12 protein-coding genes are annotated in these 21,232 nt (G+C 47.3%); 9 read left to right on the top strand and 3 right to left on the bottom strand.

Annotated elements, in window-relative coordinates:
• Positions 1–164 precede the first annotated feature (164 nt).
• Positions 165–1,559, top strand: a complete 1,395-nt coding sequence (locus BGO59_RS25220) for an MBL fold metallo-hydrolase (protein ID WP_293688171.1) — start codon at positions 165–167, stop codon at positions 1,557–1,559.
• A 72-nt stretch (positions 1,560–1,631) separates the two neighbouring features.
• Here the strand turns inward: BGO59_RS25220 and BGO59_RS25215 are convergent, their stop codons facing one another.
• On the bottom strand, positions 1,632–1,844 hold the full coding sequence (locus BGO59_RS25215) for a hypothetical protein (protein ID WP_020596506.1): 213 nt from the start codon (positions 1,842–1,844) through the stop codon (positions 1,632–1,634).
• Positions 1,845–1,958: 114 nt separating this feature from the next.
• On the opposite strand from BGO59_RS25215, the gene BGO59_RS25210 reads away from it, so the two are divergent.
• From BGO59_RS25210 to BGO59_RS25200, 3 genes are all read left to right on the top strand, one after another.
• Positions 1,959–3,428 (top strand): BatD family protein, encoded by a 1,470-nt coding sequence (locus BGO59_RS25210; RefSeq protein WP_293688167.1) that lies wholly within the window; start codon positions 1,959–1,961, stop codon positions 3,426–3,428.
• Between the two features lie 31 nt (positions 3,429–3,459).
• Positions 3,460–4,539 carry a chorismate synthase gene (aroC, locus tag BGO59_RS25205; protein ID WP_293688164.1) on the top strand — a complete coding sequence of 360 codons (1,080 nt, stop codon included), beginning with the start codon at positions 3,460–3,462 and terminating at the stop codon, positions 4,537–4,539.
• Positions 4,540–4,669: 130 nt separating this feature from the next.
• Complete coding sequence (locus BGO59_RS25200) at positions 4,670–5,653, top strand: FAD:protein FMN transferase (protein WP_365981597.1); 984 nt, start codon at positions 4,670–4,672, stop codon at positions 5,651–5,653.
• A gap of 4 nt (positions 5,654–5,657) precedes the next feature.
• Here BGO59_RS25200 and BGO59_RS25195 read toward each other — a convergent pair whose 3' ends face one another.
• A complete protein-coding gene (locus tag BGO59_RS25195) occupies positions 5,658–7,025 on the bottom strand; it encodes a Gfo/Idh/MocA family oxidoreductase (RefSeq protein WP_293688123.1) in 1,368 nt (455 codons plus the stop codon).
• A gap of 211 nt (positions 7,026–7,236) precedes the next feature.
• Here BGO59_RS25195 and BGO59_RS25190 point away from each other — a divergent pair, with 211 nt between their 5' ends.
• The 3 genes from BGO59_RS25190 to BGO59_RS25180 all read left to right on the top strand — a co-directional run bounded on the left by BGO59_RS25190 (position 7,237) and on the right by BGO59_RS25180 (position 12,864).
• Positions 7,237–10,257 carry a TonB-dependent receptor gene (locus BGO59_RS25190; RefSeq protein ID WP_293688121.1) on the top strand — a complete coding sequence of 1,007 codons (3,021 nt, stop codon included), beginning with the start codon at positions 7,237–7,239 and terminating at the stop codon, positions 10,255–10,257.
• A 256-nt stretch (positions 10,258–10,513) separates the two neighbouring features.
• Complete coding sequence (locus BGO59_RS25185) at positions 10,514–11,128, top strand: DUF2185 domain-containing protein (protein ID WP_293688118.1); 615 nt, start codon at positions 10,514–10,516, stop codon at positions 11,126–11,128.
• A gap of 356 nt (positions 11,129–11,484) precedes the next feature.
• Positions 11,485–12,864 (top strand): APC family permease, encoded by a 1,380-nt coding sequence (locus tag BGO59_RS25180; RefSeq protein ID WP_293688115.1) that lies wholly within the window; start codon positions 11,485–11,487, stop codon positions 12,862–12,864.
• An 81-nt stretch (positions 12,865–12,945) separates the two neighbouring features.
• Here the strand turns inward: BGO59_RS25180 and BGO59_RS25175 are convergent, their stop codons facing one another.
• Positions 12,946–15,897 (bottom strand): FAD-binding and (Fe-S)-binding domain-containing protein, encoded by a 2,952-nt coding sequence (locus BGO59_RS25175; RefSeq protein ID WP_293688112.1) that lies wholly within the window; start codon positions 15,895–15,897, stop codon positions 12,946–12,948.
• A gap of 480 nt (positions 15,898–16,377) precedes the next feature.
• On the opposite strand from BGO59_RS25175, the gene BGO59_RS25170 reads away from it, so the two are divergent.
• On the top strand, positions 16,378–19,500 hold the full coding sequence (locus tag BGO59_RS25170; protein ID WP_293688109.1) for a TonB-dependent receptor: 3,123 nt from the start codon (positions 16,378–16,380) through the stop codon (positions 19,498–19,500).
• Between the two features lie 127 nt (positions 19,501–19,627).
• Entirely contained in the window at positions 19,628–21,103 is a 1,476-nt protein-coding gene (locus BGO59_RS25165) for a RagB/SusD family nutrient uptake outer membrane protein (RefSeq protein ID WP_293688106.1), read from the top strand.
• The last annotated feature ends 129 nt before the right edge of the window (positions 21,104–21,232 follow it).

The following is a 21,232-nucleotide window of genomic DNA, read 5'->3' as shown; positions in this document are numbered from 1 at the left end:
AATTGCCTGAAACTCTCTGTTTATTTGTACGTCTTAGAATGAGTTTACAGTATTCGGTTTTTAGGGTACGGTATACGATGAGTTGGCGCGAAAGCTGTCTCCTTTGTCTGCCACCGAAAGCTGTACACTGTAAACTGAAAACTACACACAAATTTACCTAAATCATGACCATTCAATTTTTCGGTGCGGCCCGGACCGTAACCGGCAGTAAACACTTACTCACTACAGCCAGTGGCAAGCAAATTTTACTCGACTGCGGTCTGTTTCAGGGGATCAATACCGACGAACTGAACCAGGAGTTTGGCTTTGATCCGAAACAGGTCGATTATATGGTACTCTCGCATGCCCATATCGATCATACCGGACTTATTCCCCGATTGGTACGCCAGGGATTCAGCGGACCTATTTACACGACCTCATCGACCATTGACCTCTGTAAGATTATGCTGATGGATAGCGCCCGGATTCAGGTGAGGGATTTGGAGCGGGTAAACGAGCGTCGGAAACGGCGCGGAGATCCTGAGCTGGAAGCCCTTTACGACGAGGATGATGTGCAACAGGCGCTTGAATTGATGAAGCCGGTTCACTACAATAGTCCGTTCGTGATTTGTGATGAAGTGACAGGGTTGCTAACTGATGCCGGGCACTTGCTGGGGAGCGCATCAGTTAGTTTGACTATTAATGAAAACGGTGCCGAAAAACACCTGTTCTTCAGTGGGGATATTGGTCGGCCGGATGATAAAATTCTGCGGTCACCCCAGCCTTTTCCACAGGCTGACTACATCATTTGTGAATCGACCTATGGCGACCGGCTTCATGAAGCAGAGCCCGATATGAAAGCACATTTACTGACTATTGTCCAACAGACGTGTGTTCAGAACCGGGGTAAGCTCATCATTCCGGCCTTCGCCGTCGACCGTACGCAGGAGTTAATTTACGCACTCGATCAGCTAGCCAGTGAGGGTCGGCTGCCGAAGCTGCCCGTCTATATTGATAGTCCAATGGCGGTACAGGCTACGCGGGTCATGCAGGACCATGAAGAAGATTTTAACCCTGATATTCTGGCGTATATCAAAAAGGATGGCGATGCGTTCGATTTTCCGAATCTGCATTATATCACCGATGTCATGGACTCGAAAGCGATTAATGATAGCAAAGAGCCGTGCATCATTATTTCACCATCGGGTATGGCCGAAGCCGGGCGAATCAAGCATCACATCAAAAATAATATTACCAAGCCCAATACGACTATTTTGCTGGTGGGTTATGCGTCGCCTACTAGTTTGGGAGGTGCGCTGAAACGGGGTGATAAAGAGGTGACGATTTTTGGCGAGCGTTATCCCGTTGTGGCGCGGGTGGCCATTATGGATTCATTTTCGGCGCATGGCGATTATAAAGAAATGCTCCATTTTTTAAGCTGTCAGAACCCTGCCAAAGTTAAAACCGTATTTTTGGTACATGGTGAGTACGATAAGCAGCTCATCTGGAAAGAGCATTTGGAGGAAGCCGGTTTCAGCCATATCGAAATTCCGGAAATGAAACAGAAAGTGGTTTTGTAGTTTACATAAATCCATAAAAAAACTCCCCCGATTGTTGAGGTCGGGGGAGTTTTTGGTATTTATCTGCTTTCGTCAGGTAAATCGTACGCGTGCTGCCCGCGCAAAACAACGATTTAATACCGCTCGATACACTTTGCCGAATTGAACATAACACCAGCGTCTGAGTTGCTTCACTTCCTTGGGAATGAGCAATTTTATGGCTTTGGCCAATTCTTTTTCAAAGAGAGATTTATCAAAACTCACCTTCTGAAGGATGGTTTTGATATATTCGAGCATAGAGAGCATAGGGTATCAGTTTTTTGGTTAGGAAGCTTGTCGAATATAAGAACGAAATAGGTAGTCCGGTTCGTTCTTATTCTCGTAACGGCTTTCTGTGAAAATTGTTGCTTCAAAATAACGATGTTACTTGCAATATTCCGTATTTTTCTTGTATTATTTTTTCTTAACATTGCGGCCGTCTACGGCCAAGTGCCTGATAATGTTGCTTCTGTTGAATTAAGTGCTTCTTCTTTTCCTATTGAACGGCCTTTTACGATATCCGTCATAATTCCGAACAGCGAAAACCGGGTTACGGTACCTTTCCCCGACATTCCGGGATTTGTTAAAACCGGTGTTACCACAAGTATGTCGCCTAGTGAAGTTAGTGGGAAAACGATTACAAATCAAATCATTACGCAAACGTATCAGGCGTTAGCACCTGGTCGATTTCGGATTCCTCCTTTCAGTATTGAGATCAATGGAGAAACGGTTCATTCGGTTGGTACTGTTTTAGTGGTACAGCCCTCTGCAAAATCGTCCGTTCCACTTAGCACAACCCTGGCTTCGGTCGCCACGACCTCAAGTGATGCGGCTTTTCTGGATATCCGAACGGCTAAGTCCAGTGTTTATACGGGCGAAGGGCTGGCGTTGACAGTATCGTTTTTTGTGGCCGACAACTACCCTTATGTACTCGATTTTAAAGGACTGGATAAACAAATACAGACTATTTTAAAGAAAATTCGCCCGGCCAATTCGTGGGAAGAAAGCCAGCCTATTACCGAACTGAAACCCATTCCAGTGCTTATTAAAGGAAAGAAATATAGAGAAATTCAACTTTATCAATCTATCTTTTTCCCCTTGTCAAATCAGTCGGTGCAAATACCTTCGGTGGCTATTCAACTGACGCGTACACGGCCCGTTATTGGCCCCCCGACGGCCCAGCTAGAGCGGGTTTTATTTACTAGTAAGCCGCTGACGATAAAGGTCAAAGCCTTGCCACCCCATCCATTACGCGGGCGGGTATCAGTAGGGTCTTTTCGGTTAGAGGAAGCGCTGGAACGGCAGGGCATTCAAATCGGGCAGAGTGTTCGGTATGCGTTTACGATTACTGGAGAAGGTAATATTGCTACCATTCCAGCCCCTACACTGCTTGGGGAAACTCAGGAATTAGACATATTCCCACCGGAAGAAAAACATGCTATCAGCCATTTCGGTAATCAGATAACAGGGCACAAAACGTTCTCTTATTTTATTGTTCCTCGCCAAAATGGACAGGTTTCGTTGGCAAATCACTTTCAATGGATTTATTTCGACCCGAAAACCGCTCGTTACGATACTCTTCGTTCGAAAGTACGACTACAGGTAGGTAGCCAAAATACCCAGGAGGGTAGCCAGCCTGCAATCCTGGCAGACGATGCAAACGTACGTAGTGAAACGGCTCAGGTAGCCTCGGAGGATCGCTCATTCTATGCCGGGATTACGGCTATGGATAGCACCCGGCAGCCAATCAGCATTTCGGTATTGATTCGGGCTATTGCCAATGTCCTGATCATCATTATGCTATTGGGCATGGTTTTCGTCTTTTTTAAAAAACAGCATACGGGCCGATAGCATCTGGTTCAGTATCGATTACCCAACACGCATGAGCAGCACATACGGAAGCTTATTTCGAATTTCTACATTTGGTGAATCACATGGGCCTGGCATTGGGGTTGTGATTGATGGTTGTCCGGCTGGTTTAGCCTTCGATACGGAGTTTATTCAGCATGAACTGGATCGGCGAAAACCGGGCCAGTCCCGTATTACCACGCAACGGCGCGAAGCGGACGAGTTTGAGGTGTTGTCGGGTGTTTTCGAAGGAAAAACGCAGGGCACGCCCATTGCCTTGCTTATTCGTAATACCGATCAGCGCAGTAAAGATTATGGGCATATTTCGGAGCAATTCCGGCCTTCTCATGCCGATTATACGTACCAAACCAAATATGGCTCCCGCGATTATCGGGGTGGAGGGCGCTCGTCGGCTCGTGAGACAGCTGCCCGGGTAGCGGCCGGAGCAGTTGCTAAACTACTGCTAGCTCAGAAGGGTGTTCAGATTAAAGCGTATGTATCGCAGGTTGGCAGGTTAAAACTCCAAAAATCCTATCAGGAGCTAAATCTGGATCTGGCTGAAGAAAATGCGGTTCGCTGCCCTGACCCGGAAACGGCCGAGCAAATGTTTCTGTATATTGATGAAACCCGCAAGCGGGGTGATTCGATTGGCGGCATTGTCGATTGTGTGGTGACAGGAGTTCCGGCTGGCTGGGGTGAGCCCGTTTTCGATAAGCTCCATGCCGAACTGGGTAAAGCCATGCTCAGTATCAATGCTGTAAAAGGCTTTGAATACGGTAGTGGATTTGCCGGTGCTGAACGATACGGGTCGGAGCACAATGATGAATTTTACATGGATGCCAACGGGAACGTTCGTACCCGGACCAATCATTCTGGAGGGATTCAGGGAGGAATCAGTAATGGAGAGGATATCTATTTCCGAACGGCGTTCAAGCCCGTGGCTACCATCATGCAGGATCAGGACAGCGTTGATGTACACGGGCAACCGGTAACGGTTTCGGGTAAAGGTCGTCATGACCCCTGCGTGGTGCCCCGTGCTGTTCCAATTGTTGAGGCAATGGCCGCGCTGGTGCTGGTAGATATGTATCTCCGCAACAAGGCTTCCCAGGTTTAAAGTTGTATGCTGGTAATGGCTGATTTTCAGCTTATTATTGATGGTTTATTTAATGCGTAAATTGCTTATAGTACACCAATTTTTAGGCCGTTTGTGGATTCGCAAACGGCTTTTTTGCGGGTTAATAGGTTTGTTTCTCATCAGCGACGTATCGGCGCAAACCCGCTTCAGCTTTCATCGGGGACTCATGGGTACGCAGTTCAATCTTATTTTTTACGCCCCCGATAGTCTTGTGGCTCAACGGGTCAACGCTGCCGTTTCGGCCCGGATGGATTCGCTGAATCAAATCATGAGCGATTACCTCGATGGCTCCGAAATCAATCGATTATCGGCAACGGCTGGATCGGGGAAATGGGTGCCTGTATCGGCAGACCTGTTTCATGTGTTACAAAAAGCGCAGACCATAGCCCGGTTGTCGAACGGCCGATTCGATCCGACCATCGGGCCTTTATCGCTACTATGGCGGAGGGCCGTACGCCGGAAAGAATTTCCGTCGGCCAAAGAGAGCCGACGGGCCAGGCAGGCAGTTGGGTACCGATTCATGGAACTGGATAGCCTGCATCGTTCGGTTCGATTGCGCAAGCCAGGTATGCGGCTGGATGTGGGGGGTATTGGTCAGGGCTTTGCTATCGATGAAGCCTTAAAAACAGGACAAGCGCTGGGTATTCAGGCCATTTTGCTCGACATTGGAGGAGATATTCTTGTTGGAGAAGCGCCCCCAGAATCGAACGGGTGGCGGGTGGAAATTGGCTCAGGAAAAGCGAACGATCAGGACACGACAACCATACTGCTCCATAATGCCGCCATTACAACGTCGGGCGATACGTATCGATTCCTGGAACACAACGGCCGACGGTATTCCCACATCATGAATCCCCGGTCAGGACTTGGCTTACGGCATTTTGTCCGGGCAACGGTACTGGCGCCTACGGGCTATCAGGCTGATGCACTTACAAAGGTGTTTAGTGTAGCTGGCTTACGAAAATCTAAGAAATTGCTGAAGCGATTTCCTGGTATAGAGGTATTGATGGTTGAAAATAAAAACGGCCGACTGCACGTATGGCAATCGGCCGGATTCCAGCAACTGGAGCTTTCCAGGTTAAGAAAACGCTAATAAATTATACGGCAATGGTTTTGCCAGGTACCGCAATCTGGTAGTAGCCATCTTTATCGGGTAGGCTCTTGGGCATTGCATCCCAGGCCAGGGTGGTTGGGAACAGGTCGATCTGCGAATTCAGCGCTTCATCCCATTTTACGGTTTTGCCCGAGTACGATGCCATACGGCCCATAATGGCGGTCATCGTACTTTTGGCGCCATGCTCGGCATCGGCAAATTTGTACTGACCTTTGGCAATGGCATCGAAAAGTTCGTCGTGCTCAATTTGGTACGGGCTTATGTCCGTTTTGGCAGTGTAGGTGTAGATCGGCTGCCCATTGTAGCCTACTAAGCTACTGGTCTTTTTCTCCATCCCTTCAATTTTTCCTTTTGTACCCAGGAACAGTTCATCGACTCGGCTGTAGGTGCCTTCGTAGTGGCGGCATTGACTGTTGATCGTGCTTCCGTCGGCATAGGTAAAGTCGATAATGTGGTGATCGAAAATCTCACCGTCATCTTTTCCATTTCGTACCTGACGGCCACCTGTGCCCTGGCAGGAAACCGGGTATCCTTTTTTCACCCAGTTGGCTACGTCGATGTTGTGGATGTGCTGCTCGTTGATATGGTCGCCACAGAGCCAGTTGAAATAATACCAGTTGCGCATCTGATAGTCCATTTCGGTCTGATTGGGCTTGCGGGGCTTATGCCATACACCTCCACTGACCCAATATACCTGTCCGCCGATGATATCACCAATGGCTCCATCGTGGATACGCTTGATCATTTCGCGGTAACTAGGCTGATAATGGCGCTGTAGACCTACTACAACGTTCAGCTTTTTCTTCTTCGCTTCTTCGGCGGCTGCCAGTACCCGACGAACGCCCGGAGCATCGGTCGCTACCGGTTTTTCCATGAAAATTTGCTTGCTCTGGCGAACAGCTTCTTCAAAGTGGCTGGGCCGGAAACCCGGTGGGGTAGCCAGAATAACCACATCGGCCAGAGCCATCGCCTGTTTGTAAGCGTCGAAACCGACAAACTTATGGTCTTCAGGGACATTCAGTTTGGGAGATCCATCGGGCGACTTAATATTTTTGGCCGTCAGGAAATTACTGATGTTCTGATAGGATTCGTCCAGGCGATCACGGAATGCATCGGCCATGGCTACGATCTGCACATTCTGTTTGGTACTCAGTGCCTGCTGGGCTGCTCCGGTACCGCGTCCACCGCAACCGATAAGTGCTACTTTGATGGTATCGTTGACCGAGAAATGATATCCTGGATGCCCACTTGCTTTTGCACTGAAAGGGAGGCTCCCCAGAATAGCTCCTCCGGTAAGCAGGCCCGAAGCTTTTAAAAACTCCCGGCGGTCCTGATTGGATTCGTTTGCCATATGTACAGAAAATTCGTTTGAGAAAGTCGCGTTAGAAAAGGCAGTGACAGGAAAGATTTACTATCAGATAGCTAAAATAGGTGCTAATAGTGCGTACATGATAAAAATTATTTATCAATTTCCAGAAAAATTTGTACTAAAAGAAGACTTATCACTTAGTTTAGCGTCTAAGGATTAAAGGTCAATTTTATTCACTTTTTTTTATTCACTTATGAGAAGAATACTTACTTATTCGGTTCTTTTTTTGGGTTTTTTCAGCCTGTTTAGTTTTACTGCGCTGGCTCAGACACGAATATCCGGAAAAGTGACCGATGAAGCACAGAAAGGTGCTCTCGCTGGTATTAGCATTGCAGTAAAAGGTAAAGTAATTGGTACAATTACCGACCAGAACGGTAATTTCTCACTCACAACAAACACACCAACGCCTTTCGTCATCGCCGTGACAGGGGTCGGGTTTCAAACACAGGAATTTATGATTAATGGAGATCGAACAGATCTGAATGTACAGCTGAAAGAGCAGGTAATGCTCGGGCAGGAAGTGGTCGTATCAGCTTCACGGGTTGAAGAGAGTGTCCTGAAATCGCCTGTATCTGTTGAACGGCTGGATATTCGAACGTTTCAGTCGACACCCAGTGCTACATTTTATGATGCCTTGCAGAATATCAAAGGCGTCGATATGAGTACGCAGAGCCTGACGTTTAAATCGGTAAACGTGCGCGGCTTTGGCTCGAATGGGAACACGAGGGTGGTGCAACTCCTTGATGGAATGGACAACCAGGCACCGGGGCTTAACTTCTCGGTAGGCAATATTGCTGGTGTTTCTGAGCTGGACCTGGAAAGTGTTGAATTGTTGCCTGGTGCAGCTTCGGCTTTGTATGGCCCTAATGCCGTCAACGGATTGTTGCTAATGACCTCAAAAAGCCCATTTCAGTATCAGGGTTTGAGCGCGTATGTGAAAGGTGGCGTCATGAATGCCAGCAACCGTACAACAGCGACGACGCCTTTTTACGATGCGGCTTTCCGCTATGCCAAGGCGTTCAATAACAAATTTGCCTTTAAAGTAGGGGTATCGTATCTGTCGGCAAAAGACTGGCAGGCAACGGATTATCGCGATCAAAGTTATTCGAATGGTTATACACTCGACAATGGTACGCGGGCCAATAATCCCGGTTATGATGGGATAAATATTTATGGCGATGCTAGCGCCAACATGTACGCCAGCCTGTTTGGGAATGGGCAGCCCGGAACAGGTGCCAATGGCACGTCGCAAGTGTTGGGGTTAATTGCGACTACCCAGCTTGCGCAGGCCGGTAACAAAACGTTACCCCAGCTAACCGGCCTTTCTCCCCAGCAGATTTTTAATATCCTGATTCCTAATCTGAATATTTCACGGACGGGGTATCTGGAAAGTGACCTGGTCAACTATAATGCTACGAACCTGAAGTTGAATGGGGCATTGCATTATCGACTGAACGATAATGTAGAGGCTATTTTCCAGGCTAACTGGGGCACAGGAACTACGGTCTACACGGGAGCCGATCGCTATTATATCAAAGGGTTCAAGTTAGGGCAGTATAAACTCGAATTACGTGGCTCCAACTTCTTCGTAAGGGCTTACACCACGCAGGAACGCTCGGGGGACGCCTACGCAACGTCTATATTGGGTCAGGGTATTAACGAAGCCTGGAGTGGTAGTGCATCGACCTGGTTTCCAACGTTTTTTGGAGCGTATGCCCAAAATGCACTGCTTGGCTATGCCGGTGCTTACTTAACAGCCTTGGGATCTGGTCAAACGCAGTCAGTGGCATTGGCTGCCGCTCAGGCCTATGCCTCCAGTCAGCAGGGTACACTGTTGACCAATTCAAGAGATGCTGCTGATAAAGGACGCTATTTGCCGGGTTCGGCCGAATTTCAGAATGCGCTGGATAAGGTGACGGCCAAACCCATTCCTGGTGATGCGAATGGAGTAGGGGCTCGGTTCCTCGACAAAACGAACCTTTACCATGCCGAATTTATGTACAATTTCAGCAAGGCAATCAATCCAAAACTTGTTGAGCTGGTTGTAGGGGCCAATTTTCGTCGGTATGCATTGAATTCTGAGGGGACGCTCTTTGCCCGTGACGAAAACGGCAAGGAATATAATATCGACGAATACGGTGCCTATGCGCAGGCTTCAAAGACGATTGCCGACGTGTTGAAACTGACCGGGTCGCTGCGGTACGACAAAAACCAGAATTTTAAAGCGCAGGTAAGCCCTCGTCTGTCGGCGGTATTGACGGTAAGCAAAGTGCATAATTTCCGGGCGTCGTTCCAGCGCGGTTTCCGTATTCCTACAACACAGGATCAGTATGTTGATCTGAACACGCCGAGTGCCCGACTGATTGGTGGTTTGCCGCTTTTCAAACAGCGCTACAACTTTAGCGGTAGTCCGGTATATACACTTCAATCGGTTCAGGCATTCGGAGCACTTTTGCAGCAAAATGGGGCGTCGGCATTGCCACAGGCACTAGGACTGCTCAAAACGGCCACTGATCCAGGTTACGACCCCGAACGGGTTGAAACTTACGAAGTAGGCTACAAAGGACTGATCGGTAATAAGCTTTTCATCGATGCCTATTACTACTACAACCGTTTCCTGAATTTCCTGGGTAATCAGATTGTGGTACAGGGTAAAACACCAGTTACCCTGACCGATCCTGTATCTACGCTTCAACTGGTTAGCAGCTCGACACGTAATGTTTATACGTACCCAGTTAATTCGGCAACCACGGTTAAAAATGCAGGATGGGCTATCGGCGTCGATTATTTATTACCAGGTAATTACATGATTGGCGGTAACGTTTCCTCGAACTATCTGGTTGATAAAGATCAAATCCCGACCGGTTTCGTAACGCAATTCAATACGCCTAAATACCGCTATAATTTCTCATTCGGTAATCGAAATCTGGCGGGTACAGGCATTGGCTTCAACGTGGTTTTCCGCGCTCAGGAGTCATTCCTTTGGGAGTCGAGCTTTGCGAATACAGAGGCTACGGGCCGTCAGCAAACGATCATTCCGGCTTACAGCACGCTTGATGCCCAGATTAGCAAGAAAATCCCCAACATCAAGTCGATCTTGAAAGTGGGTGGTACGAACCTGACAGGCAAGCTTTATATACAATCGTGGGGCAACCCAAGTGTCGGGTCAATGTACTACATCAGCCTTACCTTCGACCAGTTGATGAACCGATAGAGTCATTTACCATGCACTAGGTCACACTGAGAGTATCGGGCCAGGCTTTAGCCTGGCCCCGACAATACAAATCCCCGTGCTCATACTAATGGATGCGGGGATTTGTGTTATCAGGGATAATTTTGTCGTTTCGTATAGCACCGGTTGGCCGCATAGGTGGTCCTGCGTGAAATCCTTCACGATGGTTATATCTTATTGAATTGGGGCTTTAGCTTATCATAAAATTGATTATATAGCAGAAATTAATGTCATATTGATGGAGCAATCTTGGTATTTAGATGATGCTGTAAGTACCTCAAAGGAAAGTAAATACACTTTTTATAAGCCATCACAATTTGTCCTTAATAAACTAATCAGTGGCGACATGGTGAAGTTAAGGTTCGCCATAAAAGTACCTGACGCGGACGCTGATGCAGAAAGGATGTGGGTCGAAATTGCCAAAAGATCGGGGGATGAGTTTGAAGGATTTCTTACGAATCAGCCTCAGATTATAAATGATCTAGAAATAGGTACGATCATTAAGTTCAATGTGAATCATATAATAGATACTGAATACGAAGATCCTGAGAACATTGTAGAAAAGTATATAGATCGATGCTTCGTAACGAATAAGGTCCTGTTTGAAGGAAGTAAGATAGGCTATTTATACAGGGAAGAGAGCTTAGGGGAGAAGAACGATTTTTATGACAGTGGTTGGCGTATTACTGCGGGCACAGAGTCTCAGGAGTATCTGGATACTGATGGCAATGCCCAGTTTGTTTCTCTAGGCGCGGTGTTAAATGTAGATGATTCAATAATTGGGTTATTGGATGAGCCAACAGGTTCTGTTTTTGAATGGGATGATTCACAAAAGACCTTTGTACGGATATAGACTTTCAAGGGTTGGAATAGACCCAATTGGGGTTAAATATAAATTGCACTTTGCTCAGTAGGTTATTCCTTTTCACTAATATCTAAATATAGATTCTGTCGAATAACATAATCTGAGTTGTAAAACAGCTTTGGAAAAAGTACAACTTAAGACCAGTCAGCTTCATTGTATTTTAGATAGTTGAAAAGGCCAGGTAACAGATTTTATGCAGGGCCTCCTATGCGGATAGTCGGTGCCTTATGAAGCGGCAAAATCACCCTGTAAGGCTACAATGCACACTGGCGAACTTTTAGGGCATTTCCTGCCTTTCTGGAATAGCCCCTCGTCTTAACTTAATCTGGCTACCCACTACACGATTGAGCAACGATACATCTACTCCGCACGCTTCTGATTCAGTACCAACCGCTTTACCGCGTCGCCTGACGCTGTTGCAGGGTACTGCGTTGAATATGATCGACATGGTTGGCATCGGGCCATTTGTCGTATTGCCGCTGATTATCAAAACGATGGGTGGTGGCCTGTTTCTGTGGGCCTGGGTATTGGGCGCGGTGGTTTCCTTAATTGATGCCTTTGTCTGGAGTGAATTAGGAGCCGCTTTTCCGCAGGCTGGCGGTAGCTACAACTTCCTGAAAATTTCGTATGGTGAACAGCGTTGGGGGCGTCTCCTTTCGTTTCTGTATGTTTGGCAAACGTTGATTCAGGCTCCACTTGTTGTTGCTTCGGGGGCCATTGGTTTCGCTCAGTATACCACTTATCTGATGCCACTGGAAGTATGGCAGCAAAAGGCTGTTTCAGGTGGGGTAGTGCTGGTGATCATTGTTCTCTTATATCGGAAAATCGATTCGATTGGTAAAATTGGTTTAGTGATGTGGGGCGCTGTTCTACTCACGCTTGGGGCGATTATCATCGGGGGGCTAAGTAATATTCGGATTCCAATAGGCGACACCTTGCAGGCTATGGGTTCGGGAAGTAGTGGGCTTCTGGCGGCTGGTTTAGGTCATGCATCCGTCAAGACAATTTATTGCTATTTAGGCTATTACAATGTGTGCCATCTGGGTGGTGAGATCAAACAACCCACCCGGAATATTCCCGCCAGCATGTTTATTTCGATTGTCGGCATCGCTGTGCTGTACTTGCTGATGAACGTTAGCGTCGTTAGTGTAGTACCCTGGCAAAAGGCTCAGGAAAGTACCTTTATTGTGAGCACCTTTATCGAAACATTGTACGGAAACCGCGTGGCTCAGTTGGCGACGGTCCTGGTCCTTATGGTCGCTTTTTCATCGTTGTTTGCTGTCTTACTTGGTTACTCACGAGTGCCTTACGCAGCTGCTGCTGATGGGCAGTTTTTTCGAATTTTCGCCCGATTACACCCAACGCGCCAATTTCCCTATGTGTCGCTTCTGTTTCTGGGTGGGCTAGGTTTTCTATTCAGTCTGTTATTCCGGCTGGGGGATGTGATCACGGCTATTCTGGCTATGCGGATTGTGATTCAGTTTGTTGGTCAGGCGATTGGGCTGATTTTGCTACATCGTCGACGGAAACCGGATTTCTTTCCATTCCGAATGCCCTTATACCCGTTACCTGTACTGCTGGCTATAGCTGTCTGGTTGTTTATTTTCTTCTCAACCGGATTAACATTTATGCTTTCTGGATTAACCGTAATTGGCCTGGGTGTTGTCGGATTTCTGGCATCGGCAGGTTATCGAAAGCAATGGCCATTTGAGAAGCTTAGCTAGTATAACGTAACCGCAAAGACGCGAGGGCGCAAAGAATTTATAAACTCTTTGCGCCCTCGCGTCTTTGCGGTGGGTTTAATTTTACCGCAAGGCTTCCAGCAAAATCTCGGCAGGATGTTTGGCTTTGCGGGAGGTGCCATCTTTAATCTGATGACGGCATGACGTACCCGGTGCGGCTATGATAACTTCCTCAGGCTGCTGCCGAACGGTGGGGAAAAGAACCAATTCGCCCACTTTCATCGATACGTCGTAATGTTCAGCTTCATAGCCAAACGAACCAGCCATGCCGCAACAACCGGATGGAATCAGTTGAACCGAATAGTTTTTAGGTAAGGAAAGCGCTTTTTTTCCAGGAACCAGCGACGAGACTGCTTTTTGCTGACAGTGACCATGCAGTTTAATCACTCGGGTTTCTTCGGTAAACTGATCGGCCCGAATACGTCCGGCATCGACTTCGCGGGCAATGAATTCTTCAAAGGTCAGGGTGTTTGCTGCCAGTTTTTTGGCATCTTCCACCAACGATTCGTCAACCAGTTCGGGGTACTCATCGCGAAACGTTAGAATGGCCGATGGCTCCAGGCCAACGAGTGGGGTTTCGGACGTAACGACATCTTTCAGCAGTCGAACGTTCTTCTCTGCCAGCGTTTTAGCGTATTTCAGCATCCCTTTCGACAGCGCAGCCCGGCCACTTTCGCCATGCTCAGGAATAATGACCTGATAACCTAACCGCTCGAATAACTGAACTGCCTTCTGCCCAACTTCTACATCATTGAAATTGGTAAATTCATCGCAAAATAGAAGCAAGCTATTCTCACTCCTCGCTCCTCGCTTCTCACTCCTATTACTAAACCATTTTTTTACCGTCGTGTTGGCCATCAATGGCATCGTACGATTAGGGTGGAAACCAACCATGCGGTTAGCAACCCGCCGGAGAGCAGGGGTTCCTAGCACGCCATTCCAGGCCCAGGGAACAAGTGACGCAATGCCTGACAGTTTCGCAAAATTGGCAATAAGCCATGAACGGACCGGAACCCCGTTTGTGTCGTAATAATGCTGTAGAAATTCGGCTTTCAGTTTGGCTACGTCTACATTCGATGGGCATTCATTTTTACAGCCTTTGCAGGACAGACACAGGTCGTAAACGTCTTTGATCTCTTTATGGTCGAACCGATTTTCTTTCGTCGAATGCGTTAGCATTTCGCGCAGAATGTTAGCCCGTGCCCGTGTTGTATCTTTTTCGTTGCGAGTGGCCATGTAGCTGGGGCACATCGTTCCGCCCGATGCCTGCGTTTTCCGGCAATCGCCCGAGCCGTTGCATTGCTCGGCATGCTGTAGAACCGTCTGGTCTTTATACCGGAAATATGTTTGGAACGTAGGTGTTTGCTGACCTGCCTCGTACCGAAGAAACGTATCCATCGGGGGCGTTTCCACGATTTTGCCGGGGTTAAAAATGCCCTCTGGGTCCCAGGTGTGTTTTAGCTGGCGCATCAGCTCATAGTTGTGCGCTCCCACCATTTGCGGGATAAACTCGCCCCGAAGCCGCCCGTCGCCATGTTCGCCTGAAAGCGAACCGTCATATTTTTTGACTAACGTGGCGATGTCTTCGGCAATTTGCCGATATTGACGATGCCCCTCAGCGGTTTTCAGGTTAATGATTGGTCGCAGATGCAGCTCCCCCGAACCGGCATGGGCATAGTACACCGAATGCATATTATGCCTGTGCATGATTTCGTTGAAGTCGCGGATATAATCGGGCAGGTCGCGCACATCGACGGCTGTATCCTCAATCACCGCTACCGCTTTTTCATCGCCGGGAAGGTTGCCCAGCAGGCCAAGGCCTGCCTTGCGTAAGGCCCATATTTTCTTGGTGTCCTCACCAAACAGCAGCGGATAATGGTAGCCCATCTCTGCTTCCTGCATTTCTGCAATCATAGCTTTGGCTACTTCTTCGACCTCCGACCGCGTGTCACGCGACAGATCCACGACCAAAATAATTGGGAAATGATCGGTGGGCGTTTTCTGGACAAAAAAGCTGTTTTTCCGTTGTTCGGGGTTAGAATCTGCCCGTTCCAGAATAATATCATCAATCAGTTCAACGGCGTAGGGCTTGTATTTCAGCGCAATCAGTGTTGCCCGCAGCGACTCATCGATAGAGTGACAGTGAACACATACAAGACCACTTTCTTTCGGAGGCAATGGGACAATATTGAGCTTGATTTCGGTCAGGAAGCAGAGTGTGCCTTCGGAACCGGCAATGAATTTGGCCAGATTAAACGGCTCTCCGCCATCGGTAAATGGCTCCATATCCAGCAGGGTGTCCAGAGCATAGCCTGTATTCCGCCGTTCGATGGTCTTTTTAGGGAAATTTCGCCGGATTTCTTCCTGATTTTCAGGGTTTGATAAGATCGTGTTCGTTTTGAGCAGAATTTTATCAAGCAGTGTTGCAGAGCCATTTTTACGACTCGCTTCACTAACCTGCTTGGTAAGTTCCCACCCGCTCACTGGGCCAAACTCAACTTCAGAACCATCGGCCAGCAGTGCCTTTACGGCTATTGTATGCTCACGGGTGGCCCGATAAACAACGGAGTTGGAGCCGCAGGAATTATTGCCGACCATACCGCCGATCATAGCCCGGTTGGCCGTTGAGGTTTCGGGGCCGAAGTAAAGTCCGTACGGTTTTAAAAATAGATTGAGTTCATCCCTGACCACGCCTGGCTGAACCCTCACCCACCGTTCTTCAGGATTGATCTCCAGAATTTTGGTAAAATGCTTGGATACATCAACGACAATCCCATTACCGACTACCTGACCTGCTAGTGATGTACCCGCCGTGCGAGGAATCAGCGGAGTTTTGTTCTGCCGGGCATACGCAATAAGTGTCTTTAAGTCCTCAATGGTTTTAGGGACAGCTACGGCTGTAGGCATCTCCCGATAGGCCGAAGCGTCGGTAGCATACAAGGTTCTATGCGTAAAGTCATCGAAAAGGTCGCCGGTTAACTGGCTGGCTAGATTTTTGAGAGGTTCGGCACTCATAAACGCGTAAAAACTACTTAGAGGAATCGGGCACTAAAAAACTTAGGCAAAATTAACTGTAAATAATCCATAATCGGGACCTGACTTTTAAAAATTATTGGCTCATTATTTGTCGGAAAAAGTAAAATTTAACTTCGAATATTCCTTTGCTAACCTGCTGATTTATAGATGGTAACTTTCATGTAAAAGACCTGATTATACAGGGAAAGTATAACATGTATTCCTGGGTTTAAGAAATTTTATGATACAATATTGACAGCAATCTCCTAAATTTTAACCTGCTACAATTTGTATTTTATGCTTAACCTTATGTAATTCGCCAAATGGTTCAGGTTTAATTCTAAAAAATCCTGCCAGGTTTCTAAATTTTGCAGAATAAGTGTATTTATCTTGTAAATTCGTTACCTTAAGGTAGGCAACGTAATAGAATCTTAACTAAAACCTAATAAATTACCTATCTCTAAATTTTACTGTAAACCTATGATGGACAAATCCTACAAAATTAACCGCTTCGGTGAGTACGTAGGTCAGGTTGGGAAGTCCCAACCCCAGTTAGTCAGACAGAATACCCTGTTTGGGTTTTTGTCGATGCTGGTAATGCTGCTGCTGCTAGGTAACTCAGCAGCCTGGGCGCAAGGTCGCACCGTAACGGGAAGAGTTACAGATCCTGCAGGCAGTGGCTTGCCTGGAGTAAGTGTGCAAATCAAAGGCACACAACGTGGTACGAATACGGATGCCGATGGAAAGTATTCGCTGGCGAACGTACCCGACAATGCTACGCTCGTGATGAGCTTTATTGGCTACACCAGCCAGGAAGTTGTTGTTGGTGCCCGTTCGACGGTAGATGTTAAACTGTCGGACGACACTAAGGCACTGGAAGAAGTGGTAGTGGTTGGTTATGGTACCTCTAAACGGAAAGATTTGACGGGTTCTGTTACACAGGTCTCTTCCAAAGATTTCAATGCTGGTGTAAACCCCAACCCCCTACAGGCTATTCAGGGTAAAGTAGCAGGTCTGGTTATTACATCGCCTTCTGGAGATCCAACCCAAGCACCAACGGTTCGTTTGCGTGGGTATACTTCATTGGCTGGCGGCTCCGACCCACTGTATGTGGTGGATGGTATGATTGGTGTTCCTATCACTACCATTTCTCCTTCCGACATCGAGTCGATGGATGTACTGAAAGATGCCTCAGCAGCCGCAATTTATGGTTCGCGGGCGGCTAACGGCGTTATCCTCATTACTACCAAGCGTGGTAAGTCGGGTAAAACAACGGTTACGTTCAATAACTATGTAGGTCTATCTACGATTTCAAAAACGTATGACATGCTGGATGCACAAGGTTATCGGGATGCCGTTACCCAAATTAAAGGGGCTGCATCGTTAAATGATAAGCAGCGTTTTCCAGATGGAAATTACAATACGAACTGGACGAAGGAAGTTACACAGAATGCACTCATTAATAACCACGATCTCTCTATTGCGGGTGGTTCGCCAGCCTTTAGCTATCGGGGTTCGCTCAGCTATATCAATCAGAACGGGATTATCAAAAAAACGGGATTGGATCGTCTAACCGGCCGTATTAATCTCGATCAGAAATCGTTTGACAATCGGCTGAACGTTCAGTACAATCTGTCCTATACTGAAACGAACAAGAATTATGATAATGGCTTCTTTGGCCGTGCCCTAACTTTCCTGCCAACATTACCTGTCCGCAACCCCGATGGCTCGTATTATGAGGTAGGTGGTAGTTTTGACCTTTTCAACCCAGTTGCGATGATGGAGAACGTTGTTAACAACGGCGTTCAACGGTATTTGCAGGGTGGTATGAATTTGCGCTACGAGGTACTGGATGGGTTGACACTGGGCGTTAATGGCCAGATTCAACGGGATAACACCGTCGGTAACTTCTACACCAATCCAGCCATCAAAGCATTTGCCGCTAACAACGGTCGTGCAGGTCGGTCTTATACAGAGTCAAACACGAAATTGTTGGAACTCACGGCTAACTACACCAAAGGATTTGGCAGTCAGAATAGCAACTACTCGTTACTGGCAGGTTACTCATACCAGAATTTTGATAACGATGGCTTTCAGGCAGCCAACTCAGGTTTCGTAACGAGCGATATTACGTATAACAACCTGGGCTTAGGCTCTGGTACGCTGGTTAGTCCTGCTAACAACTATGCTACCTCATATCACAATAGCTCGAAATTGATTTCCTTCTTTGGTCGGGCCACGCTGAATATGAACGATAAGTACAACGTAACGGCAACTCTTCGTCGGGACGGCAGTTCTAAATTCGGGGCGAACAACAAATGGGGTATGTTCCCATCGGTGGGTTTAGGCTGGACCATTACGAACGAGTCATTCTTCCCAAAGAGCAATACACTTAATTTCCTGAAACTGCGTGCCGGCTGGGGACAAACGGGTAACTCAGAAGGGGTTGCTGCCTATAATTCGATCCAGTTGTATGGCCAGAAAGGGACTTACTATGATGGGAAACTGGGCGATTTTCTGCCAGGCTATGGAATCACCCAGAATGCTAACCCAAACCTGAAATGGGAAGTACTGACCACCGCAAACGTTGGTCTGGATTTTCAACTAATCGGTGGTCGTTTCTCGGGTACAGTCGAGTACTACAACAAGTTAACCAAAGACATGTTGTACCTGTATTCGGTACCTGCCGATGGTATTACGTACTTTACCAACCAGATTCTGGCCAATGTAGGCTCGATGCGTAACAGTGGGTTTGAATTATCGTTTGGGGGCGATGTCATCCAGAAAGGTGATTTCTCCTGGAATGCACGGGTTGTAGGGGCCTATAACAAAAACACAGTTGTTTCCCTGTCAAATGATCAGTTTAGTACTGGACTGGTTCGGTTTAACCCCTTTAATGGTCGTGGCCTGTCTGATGTGTATGCTTCTTATTTGGCACCTGGTCAGCCATTGGGTGAGTTCAATAACGTACCTACGTTTACAGGGAGCTACTCAGCAGATGGTCAGCCATTATTGAAACCGGGAACTGGCGACACACCAGTGGTGGATTATAAAAATTCAGATGCGGCTGCGGCTGTTAATGCTGGAAGTCCGTTAATGCAGGGTAATCCACAGCCCTTCCTGAATGCGTCGTATATTAACACATTCCGCTACAAAGGGTTCGATCTCTATTTCCAGTTACGTGGAACGTTTGGTAACACCATTCTGAATGCCATCCGGTCGAACCTGTTAATCCCAGGGTCAATTCTGGAAACCAATATGCTAAAAGGGGTAACGGATCTGCCTAAAAACTATGGTGTAAACGTACTGTCGAGTAACTGGCTGGAAAGTGGTTCATTTGTTCGGTTCGACAACTGGCAGATTGGCTACAACATTCCATTGCCTGCCAGCAAGTACATCTCGAATGCCCGCGTTTATGTTGGTGGTAATAATCTGTTTGTTATTACTAAATACAAAGGTGTCGACCCTGAACTACAGGTAAAGGCTGATTTACAGGCAGGATCACAGGCACCTAACACGATTGGTGTAGATGGGGGTGGCTATGGCAACACTGTTTATCCTAAAACCCGCTCGTTCCAGTTAGGCCTTAATCTGACCTTCTAAACTGCTTTTGGTCCACAAATCGACTATTCTTTGAAGAATAGTCGATTTGATAAATTTTTTAGTTGACAAATCGTTAGTATCATATCCTGTGACTAACACTGTAACTAGTTAATTATCAAAAACTTCGATGAAACAAATAACTATAAAAGTGCTTTTGGGCTGCTCGGCATTGATGCTGGTAGGACAATCCTGCACAGACCTTAGTGAGACTACCTACGACGTTATCCCAACCAGTGGAAGCTTTGGAAGCACGGCTGCTCAACAGGCCGCACTTATTGGACCGCTCTATAATGGTCTGGGTGACTACTATGGAAATATGTCTAACCTGAATACGACCACAGACGAGCAGATTGTTCCAACTCGGGGTGGCGACTGGAAAGATGGTGACAACTGGAAACGGTTGTATCAGCATACCTGGGATCCTGTTACAGATAACGGCCAGTTCAATGGTCCCTGGTCGTGGTGCTACAATAACATTACGGCAATCAACCAGCAGCTTGGTACCATTACGGATGCGAACACAAAGGCCGAGTTACGGGCTCTGCGGGCATTCTTCCACTATCAGGCGATGGATTTGTTTGGCAATGTAATTATCTCTGATGCTGTTACATCGGCTTCACCGAAGCAAAGTACACGGGCTGAAGTGTTTGCCTTTGTAGAGAAAGAGTTGCTGGCTGTATATCCAACCTTAAGCGAAGAGCCTCGGGGTTCATATTATGGCCGTATGAACAAATGGGTAGCTGATATGATTCTGGCTAAGCTGTATCTGAACGCGCAAGTGTATATAGGTACAGCTCGCTGGGCAGACGCGATCACCCGTTGCGACAATATCATCAAATCAGGTAAATTCCAGATTGCTGGTGATTACTTCAGCAACTTCGTGACCCAGAATCAGAACTCTACGGAAACCATTCTGGCAACGCCTTTCGATAAGTCGAAGCGTGGCGGTATGAACGTACAAATGAAGACACTGCATTACCTGAACCAGTTGACTTATAACCTGGGAACAGCTCCCTGGAATGGTTGGGCAACGGTAACAGAGTTTTATAATTCATTTGATGATAAAGACATCCGGAAAAAGCAGTGGATTGTTGGTCAGCAGTATGATGCTGCTGGTAAGCCACTGATGGATGATGCCCTGCCAATGGTGTTCCGGCCTGAGGTTGAATCATTCGTGTTCGATGCAGGGGCTAATGGCCGTCTGGCAGGTGCCCGTAGCCAGAAATACCAGATTCAGGCAAACAATACATTCACCGATCAGGATAATGACTTTGTTATCTATCGTCTGGCTGATGTGTATATGATGCGTGGCGAAGCGAAATTCCGGTTAGGTCAGACTGCCGATGCGCTTGCTGATTTCAACATCGTCCGTGCTCGGGCTGGTATGCCTAACTACACGACGTTGACACTTGATGAAATTCTGGCTGAACGTGGTCGTGAATTAGCCTGGGAACAACACCGTCGCCAGGACCTGATCCGTTTCGGTCAGTTTACGAAGGCATGGCGCTTTAAGCCCGCTTCGCAGGACTTCCGCACGCTGTTCCCAATTCCAAAAGATCAGTTGTCGCTGAACCCAAACCTGAAGCAGAACCCAGGGTATTAATCACTAGTTTGACTGTAACAAAAAAGCAAGCCCAAAGAGCTTGCTTTTTTGTTTTTATGGACTGATTAAAAGCCTTTTAATTGGGCTTCTATGCTTAATCTACGCACATAATTCGTTACATTTGTAGTC

The sequence above is a fragment of the Spirosoma sp. 48-14 genome (assembly GCF_001898575.1).
In the GTDB taxonomy this organism is placed as follows: domain Bacteria; phylum Bacteroidota; class Bacteroidia; order Cytophagales; family Spirosomataceae; genus Spirosoma.
This window is presented reverse-complemented; position numbering and strand designations above follow the sequence as displayed.